The organism is Bacteroidales bacterium (assembly GCA_035299085.1).
Lineage (GTDB): Bacteria > Bacteroidota > Bacteroidia > Bacteroidales > UBA10428 > UBA5072.
Window position 1 is genome coordinate 48,342 of sequence record DATGXG010000033.1, and the last position, 22,928, is coordinate 71,269.

A 22,928-nucleotide genomic window follows, 5' to 3' on the forward strand; every position below is an offset into this window, starting at 1 on the left:
TTTTAACAGTAAGTTAATTATCGGATCTCAATAAATTCTGGTTCATACGGGGCAATCACAAAATTTCCTGCGTAATCCTTATCAGTCAGGATACTGTGTGAACTTCCCTTAATTTGAATTTCCCTTGGTTCCCCGCTTACATTAAGGTATAGATAATGGTTTTTGTCGATTTGCCTTGCCATAATACCTGACGGAACATCAGGTCCCTTTTTAATTTTAAGGTCAATAATCAAATCATCAATCAGGCTCCCAAGAACGTCTCCGTTTGCCGGAAGACCTACATAAATGGCCCTTCCTTTACCATAGGAATTTGAGGTCATTATCGGATAATCCTTATCGAGGCTGGTAAGTGATCCGATCACCTCAGCGCCTCCAGGTTGAATTATATCAAACCTCGACGATTCGGTATCCATTGCTTTTCCCTTATAGGTAAATTCAATCTTTTTCCCTGTATAGGCCTTACGGGATAATTCGTTCATTAACTCCGTTTCTTCAAAACTTCCGACACGGATGCCAAAAACATCACTTAAACGGCCCGGCCGGGTGGTGGAGAACACTTGTCCCGATTCGTCAACAATGGCCGAATTACTGGTCATAATAACGGTTCCGCCATTCTTAACAAAGTTGCGTATTTTGGTTGCTGTTGTTTCATCCATTACTGCGACACCCGGAACAATTAAGATTTTATAATCCAGTGAACTTTTGCTGATCTCTGCGACCCTGGCATCCATATTTCTCCAATAAAACAGATCCCAGCAGGCCTGTAATTGGCTATCATGTTGTTCAGGAAAAGCGGAACTGACAATCTGGCTGGGAAATGAAAAGGCCAAACCGACTTCTGCCTGGAGTTTGTATGGGAAGAACCTTTCTATCTTTTTAAATTCCGTGGCAATTTTTTTGTATTCATCATATTTCCGGTTTGGAAGGCCATCCCAATCAACCATTCCTTCAAGAAACTGTTCTTCCCCGGCAACCATACTCTGCCATGTCCAGCCGCATACCATCTGGTTGCCATACATCAAGCTGGCATAAGCCGATTTGCGTATTGAATTTGGTACAGCACTGTGTGTGGTAAATTCACTGCACCAGAAGGGATTTGTGCTTTCGAACTGAATCCGGGCTATTCCGAATGCCGCATTCATAACCCCGAAATTGGTGATTAAATTGTTTCCCGGGTAGAAACCGCAACCCTCGCGGGTCATTTTTCCGGAATAGGCAATATCTGAATAATCAAAATATTTCATCCAACTGTAATACCACGCATTTGTATTGGTGTTCGCATTGGGTGCATTGGCTTTGACCAAATCAATTACCTTAAAAAGCAACTGATTGATCTCATCCGAAATAAAGCGTCTGAAATCCAGTATTTTCTCCGGAGCTCCGCCCCTGGAACCTTCTGCCGGTAATCCGATTTCTTCCCATTGATTTATTCTGCGTGACCACCGTTGTGTAGCCCAGGCTTCATTTAAGTTTTCAAGATTGGTATATTTAATTTTTAACCATTGAATAAAACGTAGCCTGACCGTTTCAGAATAAGAAATGGGTCCGTCTCCCGATTCGTTGTCAATGCCGAATGCCAGCAACGCCGGGTGGTTTGCATACCGTTTTGAAATGGCATCGGTAAACCGCAGAGCATATTTCTGATAGTTCGGGTCGCCTACGTCATCCATGTAACGGTGGTTAGGGTACTTTGTATCCCCGTTTACATCGGTAATGTTTATTGACGGGTACTTTTGATGGATCCAAAGCGGGGCAGGACGAATGGCAATATCAAGAATTACTTTGATACCGGCTTTACTGAATTCGTTCATGACCGTATCAAACCATTCAAAGTCGAAATGACCATCGGATGGTTCGTAGCTGTCCCATGCCAGATGGCCTAACCTGACAACAGAAAATCCGGCAGCTTTCATCAACTCAATGTCACTTTTTATTTTTACTGAATTTTTATTGTCATGAGGATGATAATTGCATCCCACATAAAGTTGCTGTGCATTTCCGCTCAAACTGCCATAAACTAGCATTCCGGCCAGAACCAGGATGAAGATCATTATTTGTTTCATTGCTATTCTGTTATCTCAATATTAAACTGCTTAGAGCACTATATCATTCGCCGCTGTGGCATACAATCCGATTAAGGCTCCGGTAAAACCTCCTGCAACATTGGTTGACAGAATATCGCCTGAAACCGTGCCACCCAGGTTTATAAAGTCGGTTCCATTAAGCGAATAACTGAATGTATAATTGTCGCCAACTGCTTTTACCTGCAATTGAACAGGCTGACTCAGCTTAATTTCAGTGCTTGCAAGTATCTTCGACTGTCCCTTTTCTGTTCTTTCTAAAACCAGGTAATAGGAATCGGCTTTTTTAGTGATTCCGAATACATAATTGAATTTTTCACTCTGAAGGCATGTTATACCGGCGAGATCTTTCTCTGTGGCCGGCTTATAGTCGAGTGCGGTGGTGAATGAAAAATTGCCGTGCTGCTGCCTCATAAACAGAGTTGATGTGGGCTTTACCTCTTTCACTGTGGCCGCAAAAGGTGTGATCTGCAATCCCTTTTTAGTTACGGATATGAAATCTTCACGGGGACCTCTTAACCCAATCCAGCGATAATCCAGCTTTTCAGCAGTGAAGTTTTCTGTAAAGGTGAAGTTGCCGTTAGGGAAGAAACCCTCTTTCCCTGTTTTGTTTTCGGCTACACCTTTGGGCATTTTAAGCTTGGGTTCCATCGGAATCAGCCCGTTCTCAAAAACCGGAAATTCACCTGACCAGTCAACTGGCAGGATAAACGTTTCCCTGCCAATGTTCACACGTCCCTTTTCATTAGGACGGATAGCCAGGAAAACCCCGTAATACCTGCCGTCGGGAGTGGTAACCAGATCAGCATGACCTGCCCAGTCAACCATGTTTGGCCTGTTACGGGGAAAATACCGTTGGGTAAGAATAGGATTATTCTTAGCCGGGGTATAAGGTCCCCTGGGGTTGTCGCTTATAAAAATTACTTCACTGTGCCAGTCGCCCGTGCCGCCTTCGGCACACATTAAATAATACTTTCCGTTCTTTTTATAAATATGCGGAGCTTCAATCCAGATGGGCTTTTTCGACAGATCGACGCCTCCATCTACAATAATTTTATCGGTTCCCGGAATTACCTTATCATTTTCCACATCATAATCCCAGATCTTAATAACCCGGTGACCGTTGTATAATTCCTTTCCCCTGTCGGGCGCATCGTTATGAATAACATACCCTTTTCCGTTGTCATCAAAGAAAAGCGAGGGATCGATACCGTTAAAAGCCAGTTTTATAGGATCGCTCCAGCCTTTCATCGGGTCTTTTGTTTTTACCACTATATTTCCGAATCCACCCGAAAACTGGGTTGTAATCATGTAAAACGTCTCGTTGTTGGGATTGTACAGGATCTGGGGAGCATAAATACCGGCACTGATGCCGCAATCTGCAACCTTGAGCTGTGAAGTTCTGTCAAGCACATGCCCTACCTGGTCCCAGTTCACCAGGTCGCGGGAATGAAAAATCGGCACACCCGGAAACATGGCAAACGATGAGCACACGAGGTAATAGTCGTCGCCTTTTCTTGTAATACTTGGGTCGGGATAACATCCCTGTAATATCGGATTATAAAACTCATCCGCTTTCAACGGGAAATCCTTATAAACCTGGTCGTCACCAAGGTAAACAACCTTTGTAAATACGGGGGGATCTCCGGCGGAATTTTGATTTCCGAACAATGCGGAGGAAGTGACAAAAGCGGCTAGTGCAAAGGATTGCAGCAATCTCATTGTATTCATGGTTATGATAGTTTTTCGGAAATTATTTAAACAGCACCTGGGCAAAGTTGTACAGGTTATTTCTCCACACAGGCCAGCTGTGACCCCCCGGGTACTCGCTGTAAGTGTACTTGATGTTCATCTCATCAAACTTGGACATCATGGCCTGGCAATTTTTCCAGGCGATATCTTCCTGGCCGCCCATGGATATCCAGAATTTTTTGAGGTTTGAGTTGATCATGCCGGCGTTGGCCTTCATGAAGTCGTATTGCCTGCCGGCAAGTTCATCCTGCATGGGTTTGATCCATCCCGAGCTGAAAACGCCCAGGTAAGAGAAAAGCTGGGTATTGTTTATTCCGGTGTACAGGGTCTGGATACCACCCATTGAAAGTCCTGCCAATGCCCGGTAATCCTTTTCGGTTTTCACCCTGTAATTTTGCTCCACAAAGGGAATGACACACTGCTTTAATTCAGCCTCGAACAGTTTAAGGATTTCTTCGCCGAATGTGGCAGCCGGCATGTTACCGTCGGCCATAACTACAATCATAGGTACTGCTTTCTTTTCGGCTATCAGGTTGTCGAGTATGAGGTCAGTTTTTCCCTGGGTTGCCCAGCCGCGCTGGTCTTCGCCACCGCCATGCTGAATATAAAGCACAGGGTATTTCTCAGAAGTATTTTGATCGTATCCCGGGGGCGTATAAAGATAAAATTGTCGCCAGGAGTTCGTTACTGTAGAAAAGTAGCGTTTGATCCGTATATCTCCATGAGGCACATTCCGTGTTTCGTAATACGAATCTCCTGCAAACGGCACTTCAATACCGCTGGCCATCCGGCCCATACCGTAGAATGCTTCACTTGACGGATCACACACAGCAACACCGTCGATGATAAGCGAATAATAGTGGAATCCTTCGCTCAGGGAATCAGTTGTTGCCTCCCAGACTCCTTCGCTGTTCTTCACCATGTCGTATTTCTTAACCAGGTCAAGCTGCACCTTTTGAGCATCGGGGGCTTTCACACGAAATACAGCCGTTCCGTCAGGGCGGAGCTGGGGATATTGAGCCGAGCGTACATTGGATTCGGCACGGGTTCCTGCATTGCTTATGGCGGCAAATGTTGACGGATCAACCGGTTTGAATATCAGTTGCGAAAACATGTAAAGGCCGTCTTTCCAGACTTTGAAGTCGTGGTACCCATTATCGACATAATATATATGCGGAATGCTGTTTTTCGTCAGGTACTTACTGGTGCGGTCGCTGAAGGTGATGAGCCGGTCTTTATTACCGCAGATCAGGTAAATCAGTTTCAGGCTTGCCTTTGTTTTTGCGGGATCAGGGATAAGCTGTCCCGGCAATTTGGTGTTTGGTGCAGATGAAAATCCTCCCACCCAGGCAAATTTATCCATGTTGCCGAATCCGAAGTTAAGTGACTGTCCGCCGCCCATGGATAAACCGGCGATTGCACGGTGTTCCTGATCCTTAAGTACAGGAAATTTCTTTTCAATATAAGGTATGAGGTCATTGAGCAGGTCTTTTTCGAATGTGGCAAAGGCTTCCACTTTGTCCTTGTCGAAAATGTTGCCGATGGCCCTGTCGTCTTTCATAGCACGTCCGTTTGGCATCACCACAATCATCGGCTCTATTTTTCCTTCTGCGTAAAGGTTATCAAAAATGATCTGCGGCTGACCGCCGTTGAGCCATTCTTTCATGTCGCCACCGATCCCGTGCAACAGGTAGAGCACCGGGTATTTCTTTTCTTTATCAAAGCCGGGAGGAGTGTAAATAAGGGCTTTTCGCGTGACACCAACGGTCTTTGACGGATAAGCGATGGTGTCGATTTTCCCGTGGGGAACGACAGGGCGTACTATATCGAAACCTGCCGGCATCGGGCCAACGGATTGTGATCGGGTATCAAAGCAGAAGAGCAATGATACGAGCAAAAGGAATGCAAGGTATTTCATATCTGACTGGTTTTTCAAATCAGGATTAAAAGTAAATAATACTTTTTATATTAAAAAGTTTTAGGGCAATTACTCGCAGAACGTTGCAAAGTGCTCGTCATTGCGAGGAGCCGGACAGATAATTGATTATAGTATTAATAAAATGCGACGAAGCAATCTGCCCGCACTGGCATATCCTTACCAGGTGAGCGAGTACTGAGGTTTCTCGCTTCGCTCGAAATGACAGGCAGTGACCGGGTGGTGTGGGGGAACAGGGCGCGGCGGAGCCGCGCCCTGTTCCCCCACATGTTTAATTAATAATCCTGTCATTCCGACTGAAAGGAGGAATCTCTCTGGATTCACTAGCCCCGGCCTTCAGGCCGGGGGATTCGACGGAATCGTTCGGTCCGTGGGCCCCGGGCCTGAAGGCCGGGGCTAGTGATTTTGGATTTGTGTCCAAGCCTATTTATTTTTACCTTGTACGCATTAATTAATACCCTGCCATGAATAAAGCGTTTTTCACAGCAGTTGCATTGGCATACTGCCTGGCTGTTTCAGCCCAACAAAAAAATTACCTGGATCATGTTTACGATTACATAGAAAACACATCAGTGTTTGAACAGGGCCAGGAAGAAGGCCATGTACCGCTGATTCCTTTTGCTACTCTCCAGGAGGCGCTGGGTCAGAATATGAAAGCATCAGCGAGCTGCCTGTTCCTTAACGGCACCTGGAAATTCTTTTATTCCGACACACCCGAAGGAACACCCCGGAATTTTTATGAAGACAAATTCAACGATAAGAGCTGGGCTGATATCATAGTTCCCGGCAACTGGGAGATGCAGGGCTTTGGTGATCCAATGTTCAGAAATGTTACCACTCCATTTAAACCCAATCCGCCAAAAGTGCCGCATGAATATAACCCAACGGGTTCTTACAGGCGAAGCTTTTCACAGCCGGCAACATGGAAAGGAAAACAGGTTTTTCTGCGATTCGAGAAGGTTGCTTCCGCATCGTTTGTCTGGATTAATGGCCGACAGGTGGGATATAACGAAGGCGGCCAGGAACCTGCAGAATATAATATAACCTCCTTCCTTAAACCTGGAAAGAATACTATTGCCGTGAATGTGATGAAATACTCCGACGGGTATTATCTCGAGAACCAGGATTACTGGCGCCTGGCGGGTATTTTTGACAAAGTGTGGCTCTTTGCCGTTCCTGAAATTCATATTAACGATTGGTTTGCTACCACCGACCTGGATGAAAAATATGAGGATGCCATACTCAGAATAGAAATGAAAGTGAAGGACTATGGCTCATCTGTCTCACCGAAATACACAGCAAGGGCCACTCTTTACAATTCTCAGCAACAGCCTGTGAAGGTCATTACATCGGCTCCTTTTACAGTTGAAGGCGGATCGGCTCATAGCGTAATGCTTTCAGACAGCATAATGAATCCACTTAAATGGTCCGCTGAATCCCCCGATCTCTATACCCTTGTCATGGAATTGATCGATGCATCAGGGAAAACCACTGAAATAGTTTCCGGGCGCATCGGATTCAAAGAAACAGAGATCAGGGACCAGGTTTTCTACCTGAACGGCAAGCCTGTTAAGCTCAATGCTATCAACAGTCATATGCAGCATCCTGATAAGGGACATACAATGGATCTTGAAACAATAAGAAAAGATTTCGAACTCCTTAAGCAATTCAACATCAATTGTGTACGCACATCACACTATCCGCCTGTCAACGCTTATCTCGACCTGGCTGATGAATACGGAATATATATCGTGGATGAAACCGGGGATGAATCGCATGCCACGGAGTATGTTTCCAACCTGCCCGAATGGGAAAACATGTACAGGGAAAGAGTAAGGAAAATGGTACTTCGTGACAGAAACCATCCCTGTATATTATTCTGGAGCGCCGGAAATGAAAGTGGAGAAGGGAAAAACATTTGTGCCGTTATTGAGGAAGGTAAAAAGTACGATCCGACCCGGTTCTGGATGTATGGCGGCAATGCCTTCGCCCACCCGTGTGAGGAAATCATCGGCCCCCGCTATTATACTCCTTTTGAAATGCGTTTGATGGTTGGCATGGTGCCTACATCTGAAGATCCACGCCCTTCGTTCATGGATGAATACCTGTCACTTGCCGGCAACGGGGGTGGGGGACTTGACGAATACTGGGACATGATCTATGAATACCCCAGGAGTATGGGCGGTGCGCTGTGGGATTTTGTGAGTCCCGGTCTGCGTGAAAAGGTGCGTGCACTTGACGATGCATCCCCTTCAAAAGTACCGGCTCACATAATGGGCAGGGCCTTTCTTACCAAAGGCAAAGCCGGATCAGGCATTGATCTGAACGGGCATGATCAGTGGGTTGAAGTTTACCGTGATAATGCCGTTGAAATCGAAAATGATTCCCTGACACTGTCTATGTGGGTTTATCCTCGCAAATTCAACAGTTCGGCCGGCACGTTACTTACCAAAGGAAGTTATCAGTACGGACTGGTGCAGAAAGGAACCCGGTCACTTGAATTCTACATAACCACACAGCGAAGAGAGTCACTGGATGTTGCTCTTCCGGCTGACTGGGAAAATAACTGGCATCATATTGCCGCAGTGTACAACGGAATTACAATGCAACTGTTTATCGATGGAAAAAAATCAGGAGAAAAGCCGGCTACCGGCAACATCCGGAATTTTCCGTATCCTGTGAACGTCGGACGTAACGCTCAAATACACGGTCAGGAGACATCGGAATACCTTTGTGACGGTATTTTCGATGAGGTGGCAATATTTTCAAAAGTAATGGATCCGCAGTTATTACTGAATCCTGATCCGGCTGTCAAACAAAAAGCATCATTGTGGCTTGACTTTGAAAAAGAAAAAGCAGAAGGCGAATTTTTCAGCCTGGGTATCGGCGCCAGAAGTTATGGTGCCATCTGGCCGGACAGGAGGCCTCAGCCGGAAATGTGGCAGATCAAAAAGGCAGGACAGCCGGTGAGTGTAAGACTGCTTGATGGCGGTTCAGGGAAGATACAGGTAATCAACAGGTACCTGTTTACCCGGCTAAGTGAACTTGAAACCAGGTGGTCAATTGAATCCGATGGACAAAGCATTGCACAGGGCGTTCTTACTATTGATGCGGCTCCCCTGGATACCATTTTGATTTCTGTTCCTTACACAAAACCTGAAATTACTCCCGGTAAGGAATATTTTCTGACAATCAGTTTCCATCAGAAAATGGACAAACCATGGGCAAAAGCCGGATTTGAAATTGCCTTTGAGCAGTTTACACTTCCCTGGAAGGTGAATCCGGAAACCAGCGCAAAGATTAATACACCCGGAATTACAGTAACTGAAATCAACGATACCTTAATAATAAAATGTGTTCAGTTCGATTACCGGTTTGACAGGAAAACGGGAAAACTGGCTGTTCTTCACTTTAACGGGAAAACTGTAATTAAGAGTGGCCCCTCCATCAATGTTTGGCGCGCCCCTCTAGCCAATGAAACGGATGAATGGGGAAGCAGTTCTTCAGGGACAACCCATTGGGGTGAAGGCTATTCAAGAATGGCAGCGACGGATTGGTATTCCACAGGTATTAACAGGTTAAATCACCATTTGGAGAGCTTCCGGTACGAAAGCGTTGATATGTCGTTGAAAATTGAAGTCCATGAACTGGTCACGTTTCTTAATTCCTCTTCAGGTTTTCAGAATAATTACACCTATATTATAAATGGTGACGGCAGTCTTACTATATGCCATAAGATCATACCCTGGGGCGATATGCCTGCATGGCTGCCGCGAATAGGCACAAGCTGGATTCTTAACCGCGATCTCGACCATGTGGAATGGTTTGGTCGTGGCCCACAGGAGAATTATCCCGACAGGAAATCAGGTTACCGGGTAGGAAAATACAGTTCAAGTGTGACGGAAATGTATGAACCCTACCTCATCCCGCAGGATTACGGCTTGAGAACCGATAACCGAAGTGTTGCTTTTTATGATAACAAGGGCATGGGGATTGAATTTTCAGGCGATGAACCATTCAATTTCAATGCATGGCCTTACACCGTTGACAATCTTTCAAAAGCACTATATACTTACCAGCTGAAACCCTTCGACGGCATTACATTCAATTTCGATCACCTCACAAGTGGTGTCGGTTGCACCGCCCGGTCGGTTTTCAATGCCTACAGGGTGCTGCCTGCCGTATATGAATATAAGATAATTGTGAGGCCTTTCGCAGGAAATCAGGCCCATTAGGGCTGACATCTACCATAATGTCGCTCCTGGCGAAGCTTCTATGTACATTAATAATTGTACAAGCATTTTAAAAGTAAAAAATACTTTTTATATTTGTTTTCCGCTCAACTTAAAACTCTGAAAACATGATACAATTATTGCGAAAACTAACACTCACGTGCTTCCTGTTTGTTCTTGCCTTTTCCCTTGAGTCACAGATCATCACTGTGAATGTGGATAAGCCCAAATATGCCATTCAACCTACCATGTGGGGTATCTTCTTTGAGGACATCAACTTTGCGGCTGACGGGGGTATTTATGCGGAACTGGTGATGAATCGCTCGTTTGAATTCAGGAAACCAAAAATGGGGTGGGCGGTAAAGGTGAAGGACAAAGATTCGTCCCACCTTCTGATCATCAACCGGGGTATTGAAAACATAAACAATCCCAGGTTTGCACGGATCAAGGTGGATGATGAATCGAACCCTGTGTGCCTTATAAATTCAGGATTCAGGGGCATGGGTATTACAAAGGATATTCTCTATCATTTTTCATGCATTGCTGCGTTGAATACTTCGGATGCATTGAAAATTCGCATTGAGCTGGTTAATTCAAAAGGTGAGAAAACAGGTGAAGCTGTAATTAATCCATCGGGCAATGACTGGAAACGTTACACGGCTGATATTAAAGCCACACAGACAGATCCCAAATCAAAGCTGAATATCTGGTTCGAAGGGAAAGGCCTTATAGATATGGATATGATTTCTTTATTTCCGGATAATACATGGAAAAACAGGCCGAATGGTCTCAGGGCTGACCTGGTTCAACTTCTGGCTGACATGAAACCGGGTTTTGTGAGATTCCCCGGCGGATGCATTGTGGAAGGCTATGATCTGAACGGAAGGTATCAATGGAAGAAAACGGTGGGTGATCCTGCCGACAGGAAAACCATTGTTAACCGGTGGAACACGGAATTCAACCACAGGCCGACTCCGGATTATTACCAGTCATTCGGTCTTGGTTTCTATGAATATTTCCTCCTGGCCGAGGATATCGGTGCAGCTCCGCTTCCCATTCTCAATTGCGGAATGGCATGCCAGTTCAACAGTGCAGAAGTGGCTCCCATGGATGAGATTGATCCGTATGTGCAGGATGCCCTCGACCTGATCGAATTTGCCAATGGTTCAGCCGAATCAAAATGGGGGAGTGTCAGGGCTAAGATGGGACATCCTGCGCCTTTTAACATGAAATTCCTTGGCGTGGGCAACGAACAATGGGGGCCGCAATATTTTGAACGCTATCTTGTATTTGAAAAAGCTATAAAAGCCAAATACCCGGAAATAGTGCTGGTTTCCGGCGCAGGACCTTCACCCGATGGTGACCTGTTTGATTTTGCAGTTAAAGCGTTGAAAGATACAAAAGCCGACATAGTGGATGAGCATTATTACAAGCCCCCACAGTGGTTTAAAGATAATGCGGGCCGCTACGATAATTACGACAGGAACAGTTATAAGATCTTTGCCGGTGAATATGCAGCCCAGAGCGACTATACAACCAGTCCGAAGAACCGGAACACATGGGAATGTGCTTTATCTGAAGCTGCATTCATGACCGGGCTCGAACGCAATTCGGATGTGGTTGTCATGTGTTCATATGCCCCGCTGTTTGCCCATCTCGAAGGCTGGCAGTGGACGCCTGACCTGATCTGGTTTGATAACCTGAAATCATTTGGTACCGCTAATTATTATGTTCAGAAACTGTTTTCAACAAACAAAGGAACCGATGAAATTGATATAAGCCAGGACGGAAAGCTGCTGGAGGGTGATGATGGGTTGTTTGGAACGGCTGCTATTGATAAAAACAAAAAGGAAATCATACTAAAACTGGTGAACACATCCGGTAAGGAAGTCAGCCGGGTTATCTCTCTGCTGACAAAACAAAAACTCCTTGAAGGGGTTGAAACTACGGTGCTTCAGAATGACAATCCTGAAGCCGTAAACGACATTGAAAATGCAAAAGTGATTTACCCCGTTGAAGGAAAATTAAGCCTGAAAGGAAAGAAACTTTCAGTCATCCTGAAGCCGTATTCGTTTTCCGTAATACGGGTAAAGATTAAATGAGAGGTTTCTCGCTTCGCTCGAAATGACAACTTGAAACGGTTGGAGTGGTGGAACAGGGTGCGGCGGAGCCGCACCCTGTTCCACCACTGTTTAAGTACTTACCTGTCATTCCGACTGAAAGGAGGAATCTCACATTTTTCTGGAAATTTTTTCTCAATAAATATTAAAAGTAAAAAATACTTTTTATATTTACTATGTCATGCTCATGGTGACACCAGGACAACTGTGATCTGATGGGAAAAGTAAATAATATATACAGCATTCATGCAAAGCACTATGTTGCTGTGGATTGTATCATTTTCGGGTATGAAGATGAGGTACTGAAAGTACTGCTTTACCCGAGAGGGTTTGAACCTGCTGCCGGAAAGTGGTCTTTGCTTGGAGGATTTGTTGAAACCGAAGAAACTCTTGGCGATGCAGCACGCCGTATCCTGTTGAACACTACAGGACTTCAGCATATTTACCAGGAACAGGTACACGCTTTTTCAAAGCTCGACCGTGACCCTGCCGGAAGAGTAATCAGTGTGGCCTATTATGCGCTCATCCGCATTAATCAACAGGACAGGGATCTGCTGAAAGAACATGGCGCCAGATGGTGGCCGGTGGCAAAACTTCCGAAGCTTATATTCGATCATAAAGATATGGTGGAAGATTCGCTTGTGGCGCTACAGAAAAAAGCGGGCAATGAACTGATCGGGCCTGAATTGCTCGGTGATAAATTCACCCTCACCCAGCTTAAAAAATTGTATGAGGCTATTTTTCTAAGGCCGCTGGATGCCGGAAATTTCAGGAAAAAGGTGCTTTCACTGGGTGTTTTGCAGAGTACCGGAATTAAGGATAAGGCCGATTCGAAAAAAGGGGCATTCCTTTACCAGTATGTGCCCGGAAATACGGGGGAACCGAACCTGGCACCGATTATAAAAACCAACGGACAATTTAAATCTTAATTCTTATTTAAGTTTTCATAAATAACAACTATTTGGCAACACTAACACGCTTAAATCAATGAATTGGAAATCTCAGGAATTTGTCTGGCTCGACTGGACAATTATGGCAGTAGGAATTCTGGCCATAGTATGGGCCATTTGGCGTTCAATACAAAAACACAAAAGACAGCTTCAGGGAGCTGACAGCCAGGATTACCTTTTCGGAAAAGGAGAACCCTGGTATATCATCGGCGCTGCAATTTTTGCCGCCAACATAGGTTCGGAACACCTTGTAGGCCTTGCCGGTACAGGTGCCAAGGCAGGTGTGGGTATGGCTCACTGGGAAATGCAGGGCTGGATGATCCTTATCCTGGGCTGGGTTTTTGTACCGTTCTATCAGTTGATGAACAGTAAGCTGGGCAAAATCATTACCATGCCCGACTTCTTAAAGAACAGGTATACCCCCCGTACAGGCACCTGGCTGTCGATTATTACACTTATCGCTTATGTGCTGACTAAAGTAAGTGTAACTGCATTTACAGGGGGTATCTTCATGCAGAGTCTTCTCGGCTTGCCTTTCTGGTATGGCGCCATAGGATTAATTGTACTGACAGGTATTTTTACTATTGCAGGAGGTATGAAAGGGGTGATGACCTTATCGGCGATTCAGACGCCTATATTGATCCTCGGATCATTCCTTGTGCTTTTCCTTGGACTGGCCGCTCTCGGTGATGGCAGCATCACTCATGGCTGGGCTGCAATGATTGATTTTTCAAGAACGCTGAGCGTTGGGAAAGACGGTGTTGCATATGGCACAAACCATGTTTTCCACTTCAGGACCGGTGATCCGATGTATGAAAAATTCCCGGGTTTCGCCGTATTCATAGGAGCCTCGATTATTGGTTTGTGGTATTGGGCTACTGACCAGCACATTGTTCAACGTGTACTCGGCCAGCGTAAAGGCGAACCTAACGATGAAGTGATAAAACGTGCACGCAGAGGTTCAATCGCTGCCGGTTACTTCAAATTATTACCCGTGTTCATGTTCCTGATCCCCGGCATGATAGCCGCAGCATTGTCCGCACGCCCCGGCAGTGGCTTCACCCTTGAAAATCCTGACACAGCCTTTGGTTCCATGGTTAAATTTGTTTTACCCGCCGGTGTGAAAGGTATTGTTACAATCGGTTTTATATCCGCGCTCGTTGCATCGCTTGCAGCATTCTTTAATTCATGCGCCACACTTTATACGGAGGACTTTTATAAGCCTTTATTTAAAGGTAAGACAGAGGCTCGCTATGTTTTAGTAGGTCGTATTGCAACCGTTGTAGTTGTGATACTCGGTATCGCCTGGATACCCGTTATGAAAAGTCTGGGCAGCCTGTACGAGTACCTGCAGGACATTCAATCGTTGCTGGCACCTGCCATGGTGGCCGTTTTCGTATTGGGAATATTCTCCAAAAAAATTACTCCCAAGGCTGGCGAGTATGGTATGATCGTGGGCTTTATTGTTGGTATGGTACGCTTGCTTACCAACATCCTTACACATAGCGGTAAAGACATTATGACAGGCGGATTGTGGCAATCCACCCAATGGTTCTGGCATACCAACTGGCTGATCTTTGAGATATGGCTGCTTGTCTTCATTATGATATTAATGGTTGTAATTTCATTCTTTACAGCCAAACCAACCGCAAAACAGGTTGAATTTGTGACTTTCACAAGCGACTACAGGGCACTCATCAAACGGAGCTGGAATACATGGGATGTAGTTGCTTCGCTTGGTGTGGTAGCATTTTGTGTGGCATTTTATATTTATTTCTGGTAGAAAATCTCCGGGCTAGAGGTTAAGGCTAAAGAGCAGCATGGTCTCTGCGGCCTTAACTCGCGGCCCCCGGAGGATTAAAATATGGTAAAATGAAAAAATATGTAATAGGTATCGATTATGGTACCGATTCAGTAAGGACTCTGATTGTGGATGCATCCAACGGCAATGAAGTTGCCAGTGATGTTTTTTATTATCCCAGGTGGAAAGAAGGTAAATACTGCAACCCGGCTACAAACCAGTTTAGGCAGCATCCTCTTGATTATACCGAAGGACTTGAGAAAACGGTTAAGACCGCATTATCTAAATGCGCTCCGGATGTGGCTGAAAATGTGGTGGCCATTTCAGTGGATACAACGGGTTCCACACCCATCGCTGTCGATAAGCAGGGAGTACCTCTTGTGTTCAGGCCCGAATTTGCGGAAAATCCAAATGCCCTGTTTGTGCTTTGGAAAGATCATACCGCCACCCGTGAAGCCGATGAAATCAACAACCTGGCCCGTACATGGGGTGGGGTTGATTACACAAAATTTGAAGGAGGAATATACTCATCCGAATGGTTCTGGGCAAAGGTACTGCATATTCTCAGGGCAGATGAAAAGGTAAGAAAAGAGGCATTTTCCTGGGTGGAGCATTGCGACTGGATTCCCGCTATCCTTACGGGGAATACCGATCCTCTTGCACTTAAGCGCAGCCGTTGCGCAGCTGGCCATAAAGCCATGTGGCATCCCGATTTCGACGGGTTGCCTTCAGAAGAATTCCTCACCCGGCTGGATCCTATTCTGAAAGGACTGCGATCACGGTTGTTCTCCGATACTTTTACATGCGATGTGAAGGTAGGTAACCTCACTACGGAATGGGCAAAACGGCTGGGACTGAAAGAATCGGTTGTCGTGGGTGCCGGCGCTTTTGATGCCCATCTCGGTGCAATAGGCGGAGAAATAAAACCCTATTATCTCAGCAAGGTCATGGGCACATCAACCTGTGACATGCTCATTGCCCCTATGAATGAGGTGGGAGATAAACTGGTAAAGGGAATCTGCGGTCAGGTTGACGGTTCCATTATTCCTGGTATGCTGGGTCTGGAAGCGGGACAATCCGCTTTTGGTGATATTTATGCATGGTTCCGCGAATTATTGTTGTGGCCCGTGGAAGAGATCCTTTCAAATAGTAAGAATGCCGATAAACAGGTAATACAAAAACTGGTTGACGAAATGGCTGACCGGATGATCCCTGTGCTTTCAGAGAAAGCTGCTGCTTTACCTCCGGGCGAATCAGGAATCATGGCCCTTGACTGGATGAACGGACGCCGTACTCCTGACGCCGACCAGATGCTGAAAGGGGCGATTTTCGGATTGAACCTGGGTTCCGATGCTCCTGCCATTTTCCGTGCTCTTGTTGAAGCTACGGCATTTGGTGCCAAGAAAATCGTGGATCGATTTATAAATGAAGGCGTCCGCATTGATGGAATTGTTGCTCTCGGCGGTGTCGCTAAGAAGTCCCCTTTTGTGATGCAGGTTGTTGCTGACGTACTGAATATGCCCATCCTGGTTGCGCGCAGTGAACAAGCCTGTGCGTTGGGAACGGCAATGGCAGCCGCTACAGTAGCCGGCATTTATCCTAATGTGCTTGAAGCTCAGAAAGCCATGGGCAGCGGGTACGAGACAGAATATAAGCCGAATAAAGCCAATGCTGAAATTTATGCAGGGCTTTATAAAAGATACAGTGAGGCAGGCAGCTTTGTGGAACATTTTTCGAGAAATTCATGAGTACCGATCAATTCGCCGTAATCAGGAAAACGGCTTACGAAGCCAATATCAGGCTTCCTGAGCTGGGACTGGTTTTGTTTACTTTCGGAAATGTAAGCGTTGCCGACCGTAACCTTGGCGTATTCGCCATAAAGCCCAGCGGTGTCAGTTATGATCAACTGTCGCCTGAATCTATGGTTGTGGTGGATTTCGATGGTAAAATAATTGACGGAAAATTGAGGCCCTCGTCGGATACCCTTACGCATGCCGTTTTATATAAGAAATGGACCGATATTGGTTCGGTGGTTCACACCCATTCTACGTATGCTACGGCTTGGGCTCAGTCGCTACGCGACATACCGCTTTATGGCACCACCCATGCCGATCACCTGACATGTGATATCCCCTGTGCTCCGCCTATGGAGGATGATATGATCAGGGGAAATTACGAGCATGAAACAGGCAACCAGATCATCAATTGCATGACCTGGAAGCACCTGAACTATGCTGAGGTTGAAATGATCCTCGTGGGCAACCATGGTCCCTTTACCTGGGGAAAAACGGCCGACAAAGCGGTTTACAACAGTGCTGTGCTTGAGGAACTGGCTAAAATGGCCTTCCTTACCGAGAAAGTAAACCCAGAAGCCAAACGGATGAAAGATTCCCTCATCCGTAAGCATTTCGAACGCAAGCACGGCCCGGGATCGTATTACGGACAGTAGTGAGAGGAGAGAATAGGGAGTAAGGAGTAAGTAAGGAGTAAGGAGTAAGGAGTAGATACTGGATACTGGATATTGGATGCCTGCCGGCAGGCAGGCTGGATGATGGATTTGGGATTGATCAAAATTCAGGCAGAGCCTGATAGGATATATTCGACTAAGGCAGAGCCTTAGCCGAACGTCGGGGAATGCTAGGCGAAGTCTCCGACTTCGTCATACCAATATCAAGTAAGTGATTAGTGTTTAGTGATTGGATTTCAGTCCTATAAGTCCCATAGGTCCTATAGGTCCCAGCAATAAACACCGAACAAGGAACACTGATTTTTGATTTCAGAAATAGCTCTTAGGCCTTAATACCTTATTACTTAAGCGCTAACAGACTAACAGACTAACAATTAAAACAAATAAAAAATGATCGACCTGAAAAAACTAGAAATCTGGTTTGTAACCGGAAGCCAGCATTTATACGGCGAAGAAACCCTGAGGCAGGTAGCTGCTGATTCGCAGAAAATAGTGGAAGAACTTGGTAAATCAACAGACATCCCTGTAAAAGTGGTTTTCAAACCGGTTGTGAAAACACCCGACGAAATTTTCAGCACCATACAGGAAGCAAACGTTACAAAAGCGTGCATCGGACTTATTACTTGGTGCCATACCTTCTCACCGTCAAAAATGTGGATCAACGGACTGAAAATCCTTCAGAAACCCGTTCTTCACCTGCACACGCAGTTTAACCGCGATCTGCCCTGGGGTGAAATTGATATGGATTTCATGAACCTGAACCAGGCTGCACACGGAGACCGTGAACACGGCTTTATCATGGCCCGGATGAATATCCGCAGGAAAGTTGTTGCCGGTCACTGGAGCGAGGCAGATGTTCAGAGACAGATTGGTGTATGGTGCCGTGCGGCTGCTGCATGGTACGATTTCCAGACACTGAAAGTGGCCCGTTTCGGCGACAACATGCGGGAAGTGGCTGTAACCGAAGGCGACAAAGTGGAAGCACAGATCAAATTCGGTATGTCGGTTAACGGCTATGGCGTCGGCGATCTTGTAAAAATGGTGAACGAAGTGGATGATAAAGCCATTGACAGTGTTGTGAAGGAATACCAGGATTTGTACCTGGTTGCTGAAGCCGGCAAAGCAGGCGGCAAATCATATGAAAACGTTCGTTACCAGGCACGCCTTGAAATTGCTATGAAACGATTCCTTGAAGGTGGTAAATTCGGTGCATTCACAACCACATTTGAAGATCTGCATGGCTTGAAACAGCTTCCCGGCCTAGCCAGCCAGCGCCTCATGGATGCAGGCTACGGTTTCGGCGCTGAAGGCGATTGGAAACATTCGGCACTTGTACGTGCGGTAAAAGTTATGGGCATCGGACTGAAAGGCGGATGTTCCTTTATGGAAGACTACACATACCATCTCGATCCGAAAGGTTCAAAAGTACTCGGAGCCCACATGCTCGAAATATGTCCCACAATAGGCACAGGTAAAGCCAAACTCGAAGTGCATCCTCTCGGAATTGGAGGCAAGGATGACCCTGCCCGGCTTGTATTTGATGTTCCCGAAGGTCCCGCTATTTGCGCCAGCCTGGTTGACCTGGGCCACAGGTTCCGCATGATTGTGAATTCAGTGGATTGCGTAAAAGCGAATGCGGATATGCCTAAGCTTCCTGTAGCCCGCGCTATGTGGATTCCCCAGCCGGATCTCCGCATCGGTGCAACGGCATGGATACTCGCCGGCGGTGCACATCACACGGCTTTCAGCCAGGCAGTCAATGCTGAATACATTGAGGATTTCTGCGAAATGGCAGACATTGAATTCGTACATATTGATAAGCACACCACCATTCATGGCATCAAGAATGAATTGCGGTGGAATGCCGCAGCATACTAGATACTGGATACTGGATGCTGGATACTGGCACGGCCGTCATTGCGAGGAGCCAGACATCACTTTGATTATTAGCAGAATGTAAATGCGACGAAGCAATCTGCCCGGCACAGGCAGAGCGATACAAAAACAGTTGTTAATAGTAAATGCCTGCTCCTTAAAAGACAGGCATTTTATTTTATCACTTCAACATCTTCGCCAAATCCTCCGGCGGGGGGACTTCGCTTTCATACCTGGCAATAAGATTACCCTTTTTGTCGTGTAAAGCGACATATGGAAACTGGATGACATCGTAATGATAGCGGACAATAAATGAGTTGCCTTCTGTTCCTGTAATTAAACCCGGATATTTACCGAGATCATGCTTTTGCACAAAAGCCTTTAAATAAGGAACGGTAACATAGGTGATCAGTACAATTTGTGTATTGCTGAAACTATTGAACTGCTTAAGAAGCTGCCCGATGAAGGTTTCACAATGGTCACAATCGGGATCAAAATATACAATCATCACCGGTTTCCCTGCCGGAAGATCGGATAATGTATAATGCTGTCCGTTTGCCTGTGTTATATCAAAAGCAGGCAGCACCTGAGGGTTTGATTTTCGCACTACCTGCGCCTGCAACATAAAACACAGCAGTGCAAAAGGAATAACAAGCAGTTTTTTCATAAGAGGGATTGTGGGGGTAAAGGTAAAAAAAAGTCTTCGTCATCCAGCACCCAGAATCCAGTATCCAGCACCCAGAATCCAGTATCCAGTATCCACCATCCGGCATCCGGCATCCAGTATCTTCCTCAAAAACAGTCCCTTCATCTATAAAATTTCCCAATTGATATATTATTTTTGACGAGTTTGAAAACCGGTATTATTTTTGATTCGTAATATGTAAAAATTTCCGTTATGGAGAGAAAAGAATTTCTTACAAAGTTCGGAGGCATGTTGATTTTAGGAAGCCTTTCTGTTGCCGGGTTTGCTCAGGATACACCGAAGGAGAAGAAAAAATATACAGTCCTTTCAAAACGTTGCGACGGTTGTGGCCATTGTTTCAAGGCATGCCGCGACAAGGCCCTTTCAGTAGATGACCAGGGCAAAGCCAGCATTGATTCCCAAAAGTGCAAAGGATGCGGTGATTGTACCCGGTTCTGCCGACGTATGGCAATTGTAGAGGCTGAAACACCTACTCATACTTAAGCGCTTCAACTGGGTTGATCCTGGCTGCCCGCATCGACTGCTGAACCACTACGGCTATGGCAATTAAAAGGGCTATACCGGTTGAAACAGGAAATATCAAAGGATTGATATGTGTGCGGTAGGCAAATTGCTCCAGCCATTTTTGCATTATAAGGTAACAAGCCGGCCATGCAATCAACGATGAAATTGAAATCAGCAGAACAATCTCACGGGTAAGCAGCCCTAAAATCAAAGTAACTGAGGCCCCGTTCACTTTCCTGATGCCTATTTCCTTGGTTCTTTTTGCAGCGGTAAACGCACTTAATCCGAGAAGTCCCAGGCAAGCAATAAAAACAGCCAGTCCGGCAAATGTCATGAACAGGCTGCCTGCACGCATTTCCGATTTGTAAAGTGTTTCAAAGTTCTTATCAATGAAGGTATAATCAAATGCCTGTTCGGGAAGAAATTCATTCCATTTCCTTTCAATTCTTTTTATTGTGCCTTCAATATCTTCGCCATTCAGCCGAATAATCGTGTACCCGTTGGTGGCGTTGGTATTCAGACTGATCATTGTGGGCTCGATTTTCTCGTGTAGCGATTTATAATATACATCCCTGAAGATCCCTATGATTTCAAGCACATCCATTCCGCCTCTGTCGTTAGGCGTTGTCAGTCGCGCACCTACCGGATCTTTCAAGCCCAGGAATTTTACCGCCCGTTCATTGATTAATACAGCAGACACATCGGTAGCATAATCCCTTGAAAAATTCCGTCCTTTTACAACCTGCATTCCCAGGGTAGGTATAAAATCGTAATCTCCCTGGATGATTTCAAAATGATACATTTTATCCAACGAATCACCCTGTATCTGGTAGGTTGAGCCATTATAGGCATCTCCAGGGAATGTCCAGGAACGGCTTGCCTTTTCAACGCCTTTTATTTTAAGTATTTCCTGCCTGAACGATTCGGAACTCTCACCCAAATCGCCTGTATTTCTGACGATCAGCACATTATTTTTATCGAAACCGAGGTTTTTATTCCTTATGAATTTCAATTGTGAAGAAACGACAAGTGTCCCGGAAATAAGCATGATGGTAATGACAAACTGGGCAATAACAAGTGCAGAGCGGAGTTTAATGTTACCTGTTTTGTTGTTGAAGCGCGATTTCATGATCTCAACCGGCTTGAATGAGGAAAGATAGTAAGCAGGATACAGTCCCGAAAGCAATCCTATTGCTATAGTCAGCAGAATGATTGCCGGAAAAGTATACCAGTGACTCAGGTACCCGATTGACAGAGTCTTTCCGGTGAAATTATTGAAAACCGGAATAGCAAGTTCTATCAGGGTAAACGATAAAAGGACTGCGACAATCGTAATGAAAAACGATTCGGTAAGGAATTGCCTTACAAGCAAGGACTGTGTTGACCCCAATACTTTCTTAACACCCACTTCCTTGGTTCGTGATGAATAGCGTGCCGTAGACAGGTTCATGAAATTAATGCAGGCAATGAACAACAGGAACACGGCCACAATTGAGAAGAAGTAAATGTATATCCGGTCTGTGTACTGCCCGTAGCCAAGCATGTATTCTGCGTTAAAGTGAATTTCCTTCAAGGGCTCAAGAAAATACCTCGATTCATTGCCCATCGCTTTGAATTCACTGTAATTGTTGACTTTAATCGGAATCAGCATTTTTATCTGTGGCATCACATATTTATCCATCAATGCCTCAAATTTCGGCTCAAGGGCCTTGTATGAATACCCCGGCTTTAGCATAACATAGGTTTCAAGCATTTGTGAAAGCCAGAACTGACTTCGGCTCAGATCAAGGGAATTAAAAGAAGCCAGGTAATCAAACCGGAAGTGGGTATTATCCGGCATTTTCTGGGTCAATCCTGTAACCTGATAAACCTGGTTGTTATTCAGCACTAAGTTTTTGCCGACAACATCCAGTGTTCCGAAAAGCCGCATGGCCGTTTCAGGAGTGATAATCACAGAGTACGGATTTTCAAGTGCAGTTACGGGATTTCCTTTTTGAAGGGGGAAATTGAATAGTTGAAGAAAATTGGCGTCCGTATAGAAAAAATGCTTTTCATGATAAGTGACATTATTTACAGTTACCTTCTGGTCCTGTGCATAATAATATCGTGTGGCATCCTCAATTTCGGAATACTCTTCCTTGAATACTTTTGCCTGTGGAGGCGCCGTAATGGCCGCGGATATTTCCTTTCCCTCCATTTTTGCATACATGTCGATCCTGTAAATCCTGTCGGCATTGGGATGAAATTTTTCATAGCTGAGTTCATACCTTACATAGAGCAGAATGATCACGCTGCCGGCTATACCCAGTGTAAGCCCAAGCACATTCAGAATCAAAAAAGCCTTGTCGCGAATGATGTTTCTTATGGCTATCAGAAAGAAATTCCTGAACATAGAGAATAATTAAATGGTTATGGAGAGGATCATGCCAAGGATATGCCATTTTTATAACATACACATTATAAATGGCATACCTGTAAATGTTCGAACGAGTTGTGTGCAAAAA

Annotated in this window: 13 protein-coding genes; 8 read left to right on the forward strand and 5 right to left on the reverse strand. The window is 45.4% G+C overall.

Annotated features, from left to right (window positions below; translation table 11 throughout):
* Positions 1-17: 17 nt before the first annotated feature.
* Genes VK179_10450 through VK179_10460 form a run of 3 tightly spaced genes read right to left on the reverse strand, consistent with a single transcriptional unit; the run spans position 18 to position 5,751 of the window.
* The gene (locus tag VK179_10450) at positions 18-2,063 is read right to left on the reverse strand and encodes a beta-galactosidase (GenBank protein HLO59153.1); all 2,046 of its coding nucleotides are present in this window, start codon (positions 2,061-2,063) and stop codon (positions 18-20) included.
* Between the two features lie 30 nt (positions 2,064-2,093).
* The gene (locus VK179_10455) at positions 2,094-3,812 is read right to left on the reverse strand and encodes a glycoside hydrolase family 43 protein (GenBank protein HLO59154.1); all 1,719 of its coding nucleotides are present in this window, start codon (positions 3,810-3,812) and stop codon (positions 2,094-2,096) included.
* A 22-nt stretch (positions 3,813-3,834) separates the two neighbouring features.
* Positions 3,835-5,751 carry an alpha/beta hydrolase-fold protein gene (locus VK179_10460; protein HLO59155.1) on the reverse strand — a complete coding sequence of 639 codons (1,917 nt, stop codon included), beginning with the start codon at positions 5,749-5,751 and terminating at the stop codon, positions 3,835-3,837.
* Between the two features lie 482 nt (positions 5,752-6,233).
* On the opposite strand from VK179_10460, the gene VK179_10465 reads away from it, so the two are divergent.
* The 7 genes from VK179_10465 (at position 6,234) to araA (ending at position 19,217) form a co-directional block, all read left to right on the forward strand.
* Entirely contained in the window at positions 6,234-10,004 is a 3,771-nt protein-coding gene (locus VK179_10465) for a glycoside hydrolase family 2 TIM barrel-domain containing protein (protein HLO59156.1), read from the forward strand.
* Between the two features lie 125 nt (positions 10,005-10,129).
* Complete coding sequence (locus VK179_10470; protein HLO59157.1) at positions 10,130-12,103, forward strand: alpha-L-arabinofuranosidase C-terminal domain-containing protein; 1,974 nt, start codon at positions 10,130-10,132, stop codon at positions 12,101-12,103.
* A 233-nt stretch (positions 12,104-12,336) separates the two neighbouring features.
* Positions 12,337-13,050: an NUDIX domain-containing protein gene (locus VK179_10475; GenBank protein ID HLO59158.1), complete on the forward strand. Its 714-nt coding sequence runs from the start codon at positions 12,337-12,339 to the stop codon at positions 13,048-13,050.
* A 58-nt stretch (positions 13,051-13,108) separates the two neighbouring features.
* Positions 13,109-14,854, forward strand: coding sequence for a sodium:solute symporter (locus VK179_10480; GenBank protein HLO59159.1), 1,746 nt, complete (start codon positions 13,109-13,111; stop codon positions 14,852-14,854).
* A gap of 89 nt (positions 14,855-14,943) precedes the next feature.
* A complete protein-coding gene (locus VK179_10485; GenBank protein HLO59160.1) occupies positions 14,944-16,620 on the forward strand; it encodes a ribulokinase in 1,677 nt (558 codons plus the stop codon).
* Positions 16,617-17,321, forward strand: a complete 705-nt coding sequence (gene araD / locus VK179_10490; protein ID HLO59161.1) for an L-ribulose-5-phosphate 4-epimerase AraD — start codon at positions 16,617-16,619, stop codon at positions 17,319-17,321. The genes VK179_10485 and araD overlap by 4 nt, the downstream gene beginning before the upstream one ends.
* A gap of 408 nt (positions 17,322-17,729) precedes the next feature.
* Positions 17,730-19,217 carry an L-arabinose isomerase gene (araA, locus tag VK179_10495; GenBank protein HLO59162.1) on the forward strand — a complete coding sequence of 496 codons (1,488 nt, stop codon included), beginning with the start codon at positions 17,730-17,732 and terminating at the stop codon, positions 19,215-19,217.
* A gap of 178 nt (positions 19,218-19,395) precedes the next feature.
* On the opposite strand, the gene VK179_10500 is transcribed toward araA, so the two are convergent.
* Positions 19,396-19,881, reverse strand: coding sequence for a redoxin domain-containing protein (locus tag VK179_10500; protein ID HLO59163.1), 486 nt, complete (start codon positions 19,879-19,881; stop codon positions 19,396-19,398).
* Between the two features lie 231 nt (positions 19,882-20,112).
* On the opposite strand from VK179_10500, the gene VK179_10505 reads away from it, so the two are divergent.
* Complete coding sequence (locus tag VK179_10505; protein HLO59164.1) at positions 20,113-20,403, forward strand: 4Fe-4S dicluster domain-containing protein; 291 nt, start codon at positions 20,113-20,115, stop codon at positions 20,401-20,403.
* Here the strand turns inward: VK179_10505 and VK179_10510 are convergent.
* Positions 20,390-22,816, reverse strand: a complete 2,427-nt coding sequence (locus tag VK179_10510; GenBank protein ID HLO59165.1) for an ABC transporter permease — start codon at positions 22,814-22,816, stop codon at positions 20,390-20,392. The genes VK179_10505 and VK179_10510 overlap by 14 nt on opposite strands.
* Positions 22,817-22,928 lie beyond the last annotated feature (112 nt).

Coding starts and splice junctions, on each gene's coding strand:
- araA (HLO59162.1), top strand. CDS start 17,730: ATGATCGACCTGAAAAAACTAGAAATCTGGTTTGTAACCGGAAGCCAG.
- VK179_10485 (HLO59160.1), top strand. CDS start 14,944: ATGAAAAAATATGTAATAGGTATCGATTATGGTACCGATTCAGTAAGG.
- VK179_10505 (HLO59164.1), top strand. CDS start 20,113: ATGGAGAGAAAAGAATTTCTTACAAAGTTCGGAGGCATGTTGATTTTA.
- VK179_10500 (HLO59163.1), bottom strand. CDS start 19,881: ATGAAAAAACTGCTTGTTATTCCTTTTGCACTGCTGTGTTTTATGTTG.
- VK179_10450 (HLO59153.1), bottom strand. CDS start 2,063: ATGAAACAAATAATGATCTTCATCCTGGTTCTGGCCGGAATGCTAGTT.
- araD (HLO59161.1), top strand. CDS start 16,617: ATGAGTACCGATCAATTCGCCGTAATCAGGAAAACGGCTTACGAAGCC.
- VK179_10470 (HLO59157.1), top strand. CDS start 10,130: ATGATACAATTATTGCGAAAACTAACACTCACGTGCTTCCTGTTTGTT.
- VK179_10480 (HLO59159.1), top strand. CDS start 13,109: ATGAATTGGAAATCTCAGGAATTTGTCTGGCTCGACTGGACAATTATG.
- VK179_10465 (HLO59156.1), top strand. CDS start 6,234: ATGAATAAAGCGTTTTTCACAGCAGTTGCATTGGCATACTGCCTGGCT.
- VK179_10475 (HLO59158.1), top strand. CDS start 12,337: ATGGGAAAAGTAAATAATATATACAGCATTCATGCAAAGCACTATGTT.
- VK179_10510 (HLO59165.1), bottom strand. CDS start 22,816: ATGTTCAGGAATTTCTTTCTGATAGCCATAAGAAACATCATTCGCGAC.
- VK179_10460 (HLO59155.1), bottom strand. CDS start 5,751: ATGAAATACCTTGCATTCCTTTTGCTCGTATCATTGCTCTTCTGCTTT.
- VK179_10455 (HLO59154.1), bottom strand. CDS start 3,812: ATGAATACAATGAGATTGCTGCAATCCTTTGCACTAGCCGCTTTTGTC.